General features: G+C 48.5%; 12 protein-coding genes. 6 read left to right on the plus strand and 6 right to left on the minus strand.

Features of this window, described 5'->3' with window-relative positions; genetic code table 11:
- The first annotated feature begins 283 nt into the window (after positions 1–283).
- Positions 284–1,852 carry a hypothetical protein gene (locus NG792_RS01185; RefSeq protein WP_261234204.1) on the plus strand — a complete coding sequence of 523 codons (1,569 nt, stop codon included), beginning with the start codon at positions 284–286 and terminating at the stop codon, positions 1,850–1,852.
- Positions 1,853–1,935: 83 nt separating this feature from the next.
- Here NG792_RS01185 and NG792_RS01190 read toward each other — a convergent pair whose 3' ends face one another.
- Complete coding sequence (locus tag NG792_RS01190; RefSeq protein ID WP_261201587.1) at positions 1,936–2,853, minus strand: histone deacetylase family protein; 918 nt, start codon at positions 2,851–2,853, stop codon at positions 1,936–1,938.
- A 96-nt stretch (positions 2,854–2,949) separates the two neighbouring features.
- Between NG792_RS01190 and NG792_RS01195 the strand changes: the two genes are divergently transcribed.
- Entirely contained in the window at positions 2,950–3,456 is a 507-nt protein-coding gene (locus NG792_RS01195) for a hypothetical protein (RefSeq protein WP_261234205.1), read from the plus strand.
- 85 nt (positions 3,457–3,541) lie between these two features.
- Positions 3,542–4,594, plus strand: coding sequence for a glutathione S-transferase family protein (locus NG792_RS01200; protein WP_261234206.1), 1,053 nt, complete (start codon positions 3,542–3,544; stop codon positions 4,592–4,594).
- Between the two features lie 51 nt (positions 4,595–4,645).
- On the opposite strand, the gene NG792_RS01205 is transcribed toward NG792_RS01200, so the two are convergent.
- The 5 genes from NG792_RS01205 to NG792_RS01225 form a co-directional block, all read right to left on the minus strand.
- Entirely contained in the window at positions 4,646–6,256 is a 1,611-nt protein-coding gene (locus tag NG792_RS01205; protein ID WP_261234207.1) for a phytoene desaturase family protein, read from the minus strand.
- 68 nt (positions 6,257–6,324) lie between these two features.
- Entirely contained in the window at positions 6,325–6,555 is a 231-nt protein-coding gene (locus tag NG792_RS01210; protein ID WP_261234208.1) for an addiction module protein, read from the minus strand.
- Between the two features lie 143 nt (positions 6,556–6,698).
- The gene (locus NG792_RS01215) at positions 6,699–7,211 is read right to left on the minus strand and encodes a GNAT family N-acetyltransferase (RefSeq protein WP_261234209.1); all 513 of its coding nucleotides are present in this window, start codon (positions 7,209–7,211) and stop codon (positions 6,699–6,701) included.
- The gene (locus NG792_RS01220; protein WP_261234210.1) at positions 7,211–7,498 is read right to left on the minus strand and encodes a type II toxin-antitoxin system TacA family antitoxin; all 288 of its coding nucleotides are present in this window, start codon (positions 7,496–7,498) and stop codon (positions 7,211–7,213) included. The genes NG792_RS01215 and NG792_RS01220 overlap by 1 nt, the downstream gene beginning before the upstream one ends.
- Positions 7,499–7,773: 275 nt before the next feature.
- Positions 7,774–8,583, minus strand: a complete 810-nt coding sequence (locus NG792_RS01225; protein WP_261234211.1) for an SDR family oxidoreductase — start codon at positions 8,581–8,583, stop codon at positions 7,774–7,776.
- Positions 8,584–8,684: 101 nt separating this feature from the next.
- Between NG792_RS01225 and NG792_RS01230 the strand changes: the two genes are divergently transcribed.
- The 3 genes from NG792_RS01230 (at position 8,685) to NG792_RS01240 (ending at position 12,154) form a co-directional block, all read left to right on the plus strand.
- On the plus strand, positions 8,685–8,894 hold the full coding sequence (locus NG792_RS01230; protein WP_261234212.1) for a hypothetical protein: 210 nt from the start codon (positions 8,685–8,687) through the stop codon (positions 8,892–8,894).
- A 158-nt stretch (positions 8,895–9,052) separates the two neighbouring features.
- Positions 9,053–10,315: a bifunctional sterol desaturase/short chain dehydrogenase gene (locus NG792_RS01235; protein WP_261234213.1), complete on the plus strand. Its 1,263-nt coding sequence runs from the start codon at positions 9,053–9,055 to the stop codon at positions 10,313–10,315.
- 1,524 nt (positions 10,316–11,839) lie between these two features.
- Positions 11,840–12,154 (plus strand): hypothetical protein, encoded by a 315-nt coding sequence (locus NG792_RS01240; protein ID WP_261234214.1) that lies wholly within the window; start codon positions 11,840–11,842, stop codon positions 12,152–12,154.
- Positions 12,155–12,199 lie beyond the last annotated feature (45 nt).

Raw genomic sequence — 12,199 nt, forward strand, 5'->3', positions numbered from 1 at the left:
CCGCTTGAGTCAATAACGAGGGGCAAAACAACAAAATGATTGATTAAACTCTTTGTTCATTGTTTACCCTATTTTTAAGGCTCGAACGCTCCGGGTTGAAACTAGAGGAATCATTATTAGTCTCAGAACAAAATTTTGGGCAATTTAGGCTCAATTGTGTCCGGTTTGACTGAAAAATTTGTATCCCCCTTATATCAACATTTCTCCATAAAATGGAAAGATTAGGGGGATTTTTGATAAAATGGCACTTGTAATATAGGCTCCGGTGGGTGGGAAGGACTCTATGTCAAATCACCGTCATTGGCTAGAAACCGCAGAATATGCTTCCTTGTTCGCGTCAGTGGTGGCGTCGATAGTGGCGGTTTTTTTTAATGGGGCTATCTATGTAGCCGCCCCTTTGATTTGCAGTGCCCTGATTCTGAATGCGATCGCCCGGTATCGCCTGGAACACCAAACTCGCCGAGTCAGTGGAACAACGAATCGACAGCATCGCCAATTGGCGGAAGAACTCGAAATGCTCACCCAACGGGTGGAACCCCAGAAGCAACTTCCCCTCCCTCAAGTGGAAGTAGAGGAAGGCAGCCGCCCCCCTGTGGCTACGGGGTCCCCGGATGAATTGGCTCTGCTTAAAACCCGATTGGGGAAATTAGAATCGGTGGATCTGTCCCAGATTCAGGGGGAAATCGCGGGGTTGAAAGAGCAATATGCCTTGTTGGATGAAAGTCTGGGCAATGCGATCGCCTATCTGAATCGTTCATCCTTTGCCTACCGCTTAGAACGAGTGGAGGAGGCAATTTCCCAATTAACCTCGCAAATCGTGGTCCCGTCGCCCTCTCCTCGCCCTCAACCGGAACTGGCAACGCCGGAACCCCCCACATCCGCAACCCCTTCTCAACCCGCCAAATCCAAACCGCCCGCGTCGAAAGTCGTGCTGCCGTCATTTGCGGCCCCCTCAGAACCCACGGCCCAGAATTGGATCTGTCGCCACAGTTTGCCCGCCCATGCGGACTGGGTGCGATCGCTGGGGATTACCCCTGATGGACAAATTCTAGCAACGGGCAGTTTTGATACCAGTATTAAACTGTGGAACCTGACTACGGGCGAACTGTTGCAAGTCCTTGCCGAACACAAACGGGGGGTATTTGCCATTGCGATCGCCCCTGATGGTAAAACCCTCGCCTCTGCCAGTTGGGATAAAACCATTAAACTCTGGGAACTCCCCACAGGAATTCCCAAAGAAACCCTCACGGGACATGGGGGTTCCGTCCGCGCCTTGGCGATCGCCCCTGATGGCAAAACCCTCGTTAGTGGCAGTTTTGACGAAACGATTAAATTGTGGGATTTGTCCAAAGCTGAATTAATTGATACCCTCACGGACTATACCGGACCCATCTTTTCCCTCGCCATTTCCCCCGATGGTCAAATTCTCGCCCGAGGCGGTGGGGACGGTACGATTACCCTGTGGCAGTTCCAAACCAAACAGCCGATTTCGGTCCTCAATGGCAGTTTAGAGGCAGTAGAAGCGATCGTCATCTCTCCCCAACAACTCCTCATCGGCGGCAGTGGCGACGGCAGTATTCAACTCTGGAATTTGGAAACGGGTGAACTGCTGTGGAGTCTGAGTGCCCATTTAGGACCCGTAACCGCAGTCGCCCTCGCCCCAGATGGGAACAGCTTTGCCACAGGCAGCGCCGATGGGACGGTCAAAATCTGGCATTTACCCACAGGTAAATTACTCTGCACGTTAACGGAAGAAAGTGGGGCCGTGATGTCCTTAGTTTACAGTCCAAATGGACAACTTCTCATCAGTGGCAGTGCCAAAGGAATGGTCAGAATTTTGGAACGGGAGTAGCAAACCAGGCGGGGGATAAATCGATTGGCGGTTGTTGCCTTAAGCTATTAGCTGGAGGTTTTAATCCCCAGCGGTTGTTACCACTAAAGTCGATACTGACGATACACTTGAGCTGCAGCACGATGTAAGAGCGAATGGCGATACACCAAACCGCGCATATCCTCGCAATATCCGCCCCCAATGACACAGGCAACGGGATATCTAGCGGCGAGACAGGTGCTTAACACCTGCATATCCCGCCGAAAAATCCCGGTATCACTCAGGGCTAATTTACCCAGGCGATCGCCTGCATGAACATCAACTCCTGCGTCATACAAGACTAAATCGGGTTGGAATTGTCCGAGTAAATCCGGTAAATAACCGGCGACGGTTTGCAAGTATTCATCATCCTCCATTCCTACGGGTAAAGGAACATCTAAATCACTGGTTTGTTTTCGCCCGGGAAAATTGGCCTCACAGTGTAGAGAAAAGGTAAAAACATCCGGGTCATTTTTAAAAATAAAGGCTGTCCCATCCCCTTGATGGACGTCCAAATCGACAATTAAGACTTTGCGAATCCCGGCCAATTTTTGGATCATCCTGGAGGCGATCGCCAAATCATTGAAAATGCAAAACCCTGATCCAAAATCGGGAAAGGCATGATGCGTTCCCCCGGCGGTGTTGCAAGCTAATCCGTGTTTTAATGCCAGTTTAGCGGTCAAAACTGCCCCACCAATGGAGATACAAGTGCGATGGGCGATCGCCTCAGTCCAGGGTAAACCAATCCTGCGCTGTGCTTTGGGGTCGAGAGTGCCTTGGCAATATGCCTGGACATATTGGGGGTCATGGACGGATTCAATCCAGTCCTGGGGTGGCAATTCTGGCGTGTGACACTGTTCGGGAGTGACAACGCGATCGCCTAAAAGCATTTCATAGAGTAACCGAAACTTTTCCATCGGGAAACGATGGGACGGAGGCAGAGGGGCCACATAGTCAGGATGATAAACGATGGGTAAGTCCATGTCAGGGAAGGTTTAGCGTTGCCGAGGTACAGTCACCTTTAAAATCTAATTTAAACTCTAAAATGGGAATTATTGATAGTAATCAGGAGGGCGATCGTGCAATTCATCACCTGGCACTCTGGGAATAGCAATCCCGAGATGGTTGAAAATTTCGAGACAATCCGGCAATGGTGGCGCAACCTCAACGGCAAAGAGATCATCTTGCGCCAGCGTATCCTTCCGGGAAACGGCGATGTTCGAGAATTGGATTGGGAACCCCAACGCTTTGACGAAACCTTTGCGATCGCCAACCCCGATATACGCGGCATTACCCTCTATTGGACAAAACCCGGAATGCCAGACGAACGCAATACCACCGTCAGACAACTGCAACTCGACCCCAAACGGCAGCAACTCTACATTTATCCCCAATCCCAACCCACCCTCGTCATGCAGATCGGACTCGCTGCCTTGAAATATCAAACCTTGACTTTGCAAGAACCAGAAATTTTTGTAGAAGACAATCAAATTTTAATTTTCCGGGATACCACCCGCTTAATCGAGGTCAAACTCAAACTAGATGCTCAGATTATTTCTTCTTTGAAAGAACAATTACCCGACTAAAATAACCAGGCCCTCGCCTGTGCATTACTCAACTTGTAAGACGAGAAATATTTTTTATGAGTTTATCCCCTTCACCCCATTGATTATGTCTTTAGAAACTCCTTCCAACCAAACCAATACTCCCCCGAAAAAAGGGAAAAAACTGCCCTCAAAAGTTATTATTAAAATGGGCAAATTTGTCTGGACGAGCCTATGGCAACTGATGATGTCCAAACTCGCCCCGCGTAATCAAACTGGAGAATACATTCGTCCCATCAGCGAGTTTAGAAATTCCGTCGGAACCCAACCCGAAAACCCCTATCCCCCAGCTAAGGAACGGTATCGCCTGTATGTGGGATTGGGTTGCCCTTGGGCGCATCGGACCCTGGTGGTGCGATCGCTCAAAGGATTAGAATCGGCCATTTCCGTTGCCATTGTCTCCCCCTCTCCCGATGCCGGAATCTGGGTCCTGGATGAACCCGAATACGGCTGTCAAACCCTCCCGGAACTGTATGCGATCGCCCGTCCCGGATATCAAGGACGCTGCACCGTTCCGGTCCTGTTTGATACCCAAACCCAGACCATTGTCAACAATGAAAGTGCTGAAATTATTATGATGCTCAATTCAGAATTTAATGAATTTAGCACTCATCCAGAACTCAATTTATATCCCGAAAAATTCCAAGACAAAATAGAATACTGGAACAATAAAATTTACCCTGCCATTAACAATGGCGTCTATCGCTGTGGATTTGCTCAAAGTCAAACCGCATACAACACCGCCTGCACGGAACTGTTTAATACCTTAGATGAAATAGATGCAGTTTTGGCGACTAATCGATACTTATGCGGCGACCAATTAACTCTAGCTGATGTGCGGCTATTTACCACATTATTTCGTTTTGATATTGTTTATCACGGACTCTTTAAATGCAATAAACGCCGCATCCAGGACTATCAAAACCTCGGACCCTATCTCAGGGATATCTATCAACTCCCGGGAGTAGCAGACACTTGTAATCTTGATAGTATTAAACGAGACTATTACGGTAATCTTTTCCCCTTAAATCCCGGTGGAATTATTCCATTAGGACCAACTATCACCAACTTACAGGAGCCCCACCATCGCGAGGTTTTAAGCCATTCTCTTAGTTCATAGTAACGACTGAAGTTGTGACTATGAACATTGCATAATAGGGTTTGTGGAGTTTTAAAAACCGATCGCCTTAAGTAGGGCGAGATGCTTGTGCAAGGGGGCGATCGTATTAGCGGCGATCGCCCCACTGGCGGCAACGGCAGGTAAACCGATTCCGGGAAAAGTGGAATCCCCACAGCAGAATAACCCCGATAAGGGAGTGGTTGGACCCGGAAAAAAGCCGCTTCCTGCCGCAATGGCAGGACCATAAGAACCGCGATCGCGGCGTAAAAATCGCTCATGAGTCAGAGGTGTTCCCACCAAAGTCACCTCACATCGCTGCCGAATATCCGGAATAATCCGTTCTAACCCTTGCCACATCACCTCCGCCCGTTCTTGCTTCAAGTCTTGATATGCCGCACTATTGCGCTCAAGTCCCGCCCATAAATGATAGGGTTCGTTCCCAGGTGTATAAACGTGAATGGCGTGCTTTCCCGGTGGGGCGAGGGACGGGTCTAACACCGAGGGAATGGAGACTAAAACGACATTTTGCGGGGCTGTAATCCCTTGACTCCAGTCGTTAACAATGATATAGTGACAGGCTAAATCAGCCGGTAATCCAGCAGCATCGATGCCGAGGTGCAGGTGCATGAAACTCTCACAAGCGGGAGTGCCTTGACGGCGATCGCGAAACGATTTCGGAACTGCATCCTGGGGTAGTAATTTCAAAGTATCCCACACCGACGCATTGGATACCACCGCTTGACGGGCGTGAATCACCTTCCCTCCCCGCAGACGTACGCCTACCGCGCGTGAAGCGAAGCTATCCCGAAGGGAATCGCCTGCCACCAGCACTTGTTCTACATGAGCATTCAGGCGCAACCGTCCCCCCTGTTTTTCCAGTCCCCGGACCAAGGCATCTGCGATCGCGCCACTGCCGCCAATGGGGTACTCTAGCACGACCCCGGGTCGATACCATTCCGCAAACATAAAGGCCATTTCTGCGGCGCTAGTCCCCGAGGCAGGCAGTCCAGAGAGCAGAAAACAGAGCAAATCCAACCAGTTGCGGATAAACGGGTCCTGAATCACCTCATCCATGACTCGACTAAAGGGCCCGGTAAGTTTAACGATGTTTCCCAAGTGAGGCAAAACCGCTGGTGCAAACCGTGCTGTGGCGATCGCAGCCCCCCAATCCCAGCGCAACGCAGTGGGAGGAATCGCCTTCGCTGCTGCCGCTAACGGTTCCATAACTTGTTGCAGCTTCCGCCATTCCTGCACCGCACCCCTGCCTCGCAACTGTTGCAGTACCTCACAAAACGGGTCTGCACCCACGGCAATATTCAATTCCCCTTCCGGAAGATAACAACCCCAAGTATCATAAGTCACACAAGGGACTGTTTCACCAATGGCATCCAACACCTGTTTAAGTGGGTGAGCCGAGTGAGGGTCAGACAACCCAGAATGCAACGACGGACCCGAATCAAACGTATATCCATTCCGAGAAAACCCATGCGCTGCACCCCCTGCAATGCTATGACTCTCACAAACCGTCACCGCAAACCCATACTGTGCCAATAATGCAGCACAGCACAATCCACCAATTCCACTCCCGATCACCACGATATCGGTGAGTTCTTCTTCAGACGGAGGAGTAACAGAATCAAAGGGTTTAGAAAGAGGCGTCACAGTTGCTTAATCAGAGATTCAGGACATGATGTGCCCATGATATCAGCCCAGAGAATGAAAAATATACTTCATGACTCAATCAACCGTCTGACTTGCGCTAAAGCCTCTTCACCGGAAATGGGCTCAACCGAGCCATTTCGGACCTCATCTCTCCGGCGCTGGGCTTCAGTCACCCAAGCTGCCTGAATTGCTGAGTCAGCATTGAATTCCAAACTTTCCACTAACTTATCAGCGAGAAGTGCTCTCACTTCACTAGGCAGGGATAATATTTCCTCAGTCAGTTGCTCAATTGACCGCATAATTTTTGCCCCAACATGGAACTGTCAAATCCAAATTGTAGCAGATTTTGGTCGAGTTCAGTGGGGTGGAGTATTTCTCCAGCATCGCCCATCTGTTTCTGCCAGAAGAAAAATATCCAGGAGAGCCAGAAATTTGCCCGATGTCAACGATTTTGAAAAAGCTCTTCAACCGACTTCATCGGCAAATATAGCTTCATCGGCTCCTCATTAAATTGCTTAAAGCCGTATTTGATATAAAAGCTCAACGCTTTATCATTCAAGGCTTTGACAATGACAGCGATCGATGCAACTTGCATGGCAGCATCTAAATACTTTTGAAGGGCATTTATCAGTAACAGTTCACCCAAACCCTTGCCTTTTTGCTCATTATCAACCGCGAGACGACCTAATAGAGTGGCCGGTAATGCTGGATACCGGGGTAATCGTTTAGCAAAGTTTTCTTCCAAGGCTGCCACATTAACCGTGTAAGAAGAGAGTGTATAGTAACCTAAAACATCCATCTTCGGCTCATCAATTAAAACAAATACAGTGGAGACCCGGTTTTTCAGGTCTTGAGAGGCTTGTTGTCGGATGTAGGTATCTAAACTTTCTTCTCCACAGCAAAAGTTGGAGCGGATATGGGTTCGACTCTCAAGCAGGTTGATTTTAAGAACCATTAGCCCGACATCACCTGTTTGTACCGTAAAGCTGCTGATTTTAAAGCATCATTAGGTTTCGGAGGAGTGAGAATCGCATCCACAAACGCTTCACTGTCTTCCCGACTTAGCTTGAGAGTTTGGTGATGCTCAATCACCCTGTAGGCTTCTGCTTGAATAGCTGCCACCACAAAATCTGTCAGGGTTCGTCCTTGTAAATCAGCAGCCTTCTGCACAAGAGCCTTAGTTTCCTGGCTGATACGAGCTTCCAGCCGCGCTGAGGATTTGGAATCCGTTGGAGGAGTCATGGGGGTTGCTCCGTAATATGAGATAAAAGCTATGAATTAAGGATATACGGCAATTTGCCGGATGTCAACCCGGGGCCGGGTTCTCCCCAAGTTGATGAACCTTCAGTAAAATAGGTGCAGTGGCGGAGGGACGGGGTATGGATGCGAAGCAGTGGCTCAAGGTGAATCGAATTTTTGGCGGGGATGGTTTCCATTCCGTACAGAAGCCGACCCCTCTGAACTCAAAGAGGAGTCTGGGGAATTGCCACAGCGGGGTTTGGGGGGAGCGAATTGATTTATCCTTGACCGTCAGCAAAGCCCGGATATAAGGTCATCCCGCCATCGACGAAGATGGTTTCTCCATGTACATAGTCTGACTCATCCGAGGCTAACCAGACGGCAACTTTGGCGATATCTTCGGGAACGCCAATCCGTTTGTAGGGAATCAATTTGAGCAGTGCGGCTTCGTCTTCGGGGGTATCCCAGGCATCTTCATTAATGGGAGTTTTAATGGCACCGGGGGCAATGCCATTGACGCGGATTTTGTGGCGGGCAACTTCTTGGGCGATACTTTGCATAAACAGTTTGATTCCGCCTTTAGAGGCGGCATAGTTGGAGTGACCGGCCCAAGGTATCACTTCATGGACGGAACTGATAAAGATAATTTTACCGGCAGCGCGCGATCGCCCTTCAACGATACCCCGGCGCATAAATTCTTTCACCGCTTCTCGGGTACAGAGAAATGGGCCTGTGAGGTTGACGTCTATGACTTTTTGCCATTGCGCTAGGGTCATATCTACAAGATTTGCATCTTGCTGAATTCCTGCATTATTGATTAAAATATCAATTGTACCAAACTGTTCACAGAGTTGAGAGAAGATTTTTTGCACATCCTCTTCTTGGCTGACATCCCCTTGAATGGCGATCGCCTCCCCGCCCTGGGATGTGATTTCGTCAACCACTTTCTTTGCCCCTTCCGGACTGCTACGATAGTTCACAACTACTTTCGCCCCAGCCTTTCCCATTCCCAAGGCAATTCCGGCACCAATTCCCGAACTTGAACCCGTCACCAAAACCACTTGATTTTCTAAAATTTTTCCATTCATCGGCTATTCTCCCAACGCGCAAGGATATTTGAGGATATTAAATTCTGCTTTAGTTTAGGAGGCGGTTCTGTGATTCTGGAACCGCCTACAGATAGAGATGGATGCGACAATTCCCGGGAAATTGGGCAAATTCCTCCCTCGTGATTCGGAAATCCGGAGTCAATGCATTAAGATTTCATGTAAAGTTGTGTAACACTGACATTTTGCACCTGTGGCAACAACCGGCGGGGCAACAACCGGCGGGGCAACAACCGGCGGGGCAACAACCGGCGGGGCAACAACCGGCGGGGGATAAATCCCCCGCCTCATAGCTAAAGTCGGTTAAAACCGACTAAAAAGCCCACGGTATCAGACTTGCAGTCGGTTTTAACCGACTTAAGTTGTTAGGCGGGGGTTTGAACCCCCGCCGGTTGTTGCTACTCGGGGGTCATTCCCTAAAATTACAGAAAAAAGGTGTATTAAACTAACTATGCTCCCAATTTGGATTGCAACAGTAGCGTGGGGACTCGGTTCTATTCTATGGGCGGAACTGGTACGAGATTTGTATCATGCTTTTGCCCATGTTTGGCAACCTCTCTATCGCTTGCACGTTTGGCATCATCGCGTTTTTCGTCCGAATCTCACCCCAGCGAGTGAAGAGATTTATCAACAAGCGCATTGGCGCAATGACGTACCCGAGGCCCTGGTGATGCTGGGGTTTGGGCTGTTGTGGTGGTTAGGGGCCTATCTGGTTCTTCCGAGTTACCATTGGGTTGCTGGGATTGGTTGTCTTTATACCCTCAGCTTTTTAGGCAGTGCGATCGCCCGGGGTTCGGGAGTTCCAGGGGCCGATCGCCTCACGGATTTGACTCACCAACCGGGTCCTTTTGCCACTCCACCCTCGCGATGGTTTGTGAATCGTCCCTACCATTGGCGACACCACTTTGATAACCAAAATGCTTACTTTTGCGGGACGTTTACTTTTATAGACAAACTTATGGGAACTGCACTTTCCCTCAAAGGCAAAACCGTAGCGGTGACTGGGGCCTCTGGAACCCTGGGGCGATCGCTGTTGTTGCATCTCCATGAAGCAGGGGCCAAAGTTATCGCCCTCACCTCTGGCAACGAGGCAGTCGCCTTAACCCTAGAGTCAGAAACCCTGGAGGTGAATACCGTTACCTGGCAAATCGGTCAAGAAAATGACTTAGCGGCGTTATTTGAAAAGGTCGATATTCTCATCCTCAATCATGGCATGAATGTCAATGGCGATCGCACCCCAGAGGCGATCGCCACTTCCTATCAAGTCAACGCCTTTTCTGCATGGCGTTTGATGGAACTATTTTTCACCACCGTTCGTACTAATCAAGACATCGCCCGCAAAGAAGTCTGGGTTAACACATCCGAAGCAGAATCCAATCCTGCCTTTAGTCCCCTGTACGAACTCACCAAACGCACCCTTGGGGATTTAGTCACCTTGCGCCGATTAGATGCACCTTGCATCGTTAGAAAATTGATTCTTGGCCCCTTTAAAAGCAACCTCAATCCTATTGGGGTCATGTCTGCCGATTGGGTTGCTAAACAAATCGTCAAACAAGCTAAAGCGGATAATCGGAACATCATCGTCACCATTAATCCCCTGACTTTTATTACCTTTCCCATCAAAGAACTGTTGAACTCAGTTTACTTTAAACTGTTTAGCCGTCCAGGGATTAAGGTAAGCCAACCCCCAGAAACAAACCACTCCTTGCCCTAACCAGGTGGGGGACCTCAAACGAAGCAACCCCCTACAGCATAGGACAAGCCACCGTTCCTAATCCCCGACTCAAAACCAACAATCCCGCCGGTATTTCTACCAGCGGGATTGCCTGTTATTTTGCTTTATTAAAAAGACCTAACGGCCTGTCTTATCAGCACCTAGCTCGGTGCGCTTTCTTATGTTTTTAATATAACTGAATTGTCCAGGAAAGTTTATACCTCTAAGGATAGAACCTGTTGCTACCTCTGGGGAGCATCTCTAAGCTACTTCTCCCTATAAACACTCAGCCTTGAGGATGTGAGCTTTTACTCCTACTCAGGGATAAAATCTCCCTCAAAATCAACAATCCCGCCAGAAGATTTCTAGCGGGATTGCCTATTATTTTGCTTTATTAAAAAGACCTGACGGCCTGTCTTATAAGCACCTATCTTGGTGCGCTTTCTTATGTTCTTAATATAACTGAATTGTCCGAGAAAGTTTATCCCCCTAAAGATAGAACCTGTTGCTACCTCTAGGGATAAGCGCCCACCCTTTTAGGAACTCCTTCATCAGGCATTCACGGTTTTAAAGTCCCTGTGCTCTTCAGCCCGGGTTGGGGGCTTTGTTCCTGTAATTGCACCCTTAAATTTGTCGGCTTTTACTGGGATTAACCAGAAAATTCCTGGGTGAAAATCAACAATCCCGCCAGAGGATTTCTAGCGGGATTGTCTGTTATTTTAATTTATTAAAAAGACCTGACGGCCTGTCTTATCAGCACCTATCTCGGTGCGCTTTCTTATGTTCTTAATGTACCCGAACTCTAGGGCAAAGTTTATCCCCCTACAGATAGAACCTGCTTCTACCTCTTCCGGTAGCCTCTTGGTAGCAACGACACCTCCCCGAGATTGCGGTTGGGAACATAAAACTATCAACTCCTAGAAACCAACAATCCCGCTAGAAGATTTCTACCGGGATTGTCTCTTATCTTGATTTATAATCTGGGCTTACTAAAAAGGCCGAGGGCCTGTGTTATGAGCACCTATCTCGGTGCGGTTTCTTATGCTCTTACTTTATCTGAAGCTTGAGGGAAAGTTTATCTATCTACAGGTAGAACCTGCTTCTCCCCTTCCAGACGCCTCTTAGTAGTAATAAACACACTGCTAAATTGCTGTCTGAGAACAGAAATCATCAACTCCTCAAAATCAACAATCCCGCCAGAGGTTTTCTAGCGGGATTGTCTCTTATCTTGATTTATAATCTGGGCTTGTTAAAAAGGCCGAGGGCCTGTGTTATGAACACCTATCTTGGTGCGGTTTCTTATGCTCTTAATATAGCCGAACCTGGAGAGGCGGTTTATCTATCTACAGATAGAACCTGCGGCTACCTCTTCTAGCGGGCAAGGACCCTCTCCACTGGCGATCGCCTGGGGCAATGCCAGTCAACCCCTCAAAATCAACAATCCCGCCAGAGGTTTTCTAGCGGGATTGTCTCTTATCTTGATTGATTAAATCGGGTTACTAAAAAGACCTGGAGGTCTGTGTTATGAGCACCTATCTCGGTGCGGTTTCTTATGTTCTTACTTTATCTGAAGCTGGAGGGAAAGTTCATCTATCTACAGGTAGAACCTGCTTCTCCCCCTTCCAGACGCCTCTTAGTAGTAATAAACACACTGCTAAATTGCTGCCTGAGAACAGAAATCATCAACTCCTCAAAATCAACAATCCCGCCAGAGGTTTTCTAGCGGGATTGTCTCTTATCTTGATTTATAATCGGGGCTTACTAAAAAGGCCGAGGGCCTGTGTTATGAGCACCTATCTCGGTGCGGTTTCTTATGCTCTTACTTTATCGGAAGCTTGAGGGAAAGTTTATCTATCCACAGGTAGAACCTGCGGCTACCTCTTC

Source organism: Laspinema olomoucense D3b (genome assembly GCF_025370785.1).
GTDB lineage: Bacteria > Cyanobacteriota > Cyanobacteriia > Cyanobacteriales > Laspinemataceae > Laspinema > Laspinema olomoucense.

What these genes read in the sequence shown, in the direction of transcription:
- NG792_RS01185 (WP_261234204.1), top strand. Translation starts at nt 284, where the DNA reads ATGTCAAATCACCGTCATTGGCTAGAAACCGCAGAATATGCTTCCTTG.
- NG792_RS01190 (WP_261201587.1), bottom strand. Translation starts at nt 2,853, where the DNA reads ATGGACTTACCCATCGTTTATCATCCTGACTATGTGGCCCCTCTGCCT.
- NG792_RS01200 (WP_261234206.1), top strand. Translation starts at nt 3,542, where the DNA reads ATGTCTTTAGAAACTCCTTCCAACCAAACCAATACTCCCCCGAAAAAA.
- NG792_RS01210 (WP_261234208.1), bottom strand. Translation starts at nt 6,555, where the DNA reads ATGCGGTCAATTGAGCAACTGACTGAGGAAATATTATCCCTGCCTAGT.
- NG792_RS01215 (WP_261234209.1), bottom strand. Translation starts at nt 7,211, where the DNA reads ATGGTTCTTAAAATCAACCTGCTTGAGAGTCGAACCCATATCCGCTCC.
- NG792_RS01220 (WP_261234210.1), bottom strand. Translation starts at nt 7,498, where the DNA reads ATGACTCCTCCAACGGATTCCAAATCCTCAGCGCGGCTGGAAGCTCGT.
- NG792_RS01225 (WP_261234211.1), bottom strand. Translation starts at nt 8,583, where the DNA reads ATGAATGGAAAAATTTTAGAAAATCAAGTGGTTTTGGTGACGGGTTCA.
- NG792_RS01230 (WP_261234212.1), top strand. Translation starts at nt 8,685, where the DNA reads ATGCGACAATTCCCGGGAAATTGGGCAAATTCCTCCCTCGTGATTCGG.
- NG792_RS01235 (WP_261234213.1), top strand. Translation starts at nt 9,053, where the DNA reads ATGCTCCCAATTTGGATTGCAACAGTAGCGTGGGGACTCGGTTCTATT.
- NG792_RS01240 (WP_261234214.1), top strand. Translation starts at nt 11,840, where the DNA reads ATGAGCACCTATCTCGGTGCGGTTTCTTATGTTCTTACTTTATCTGAA.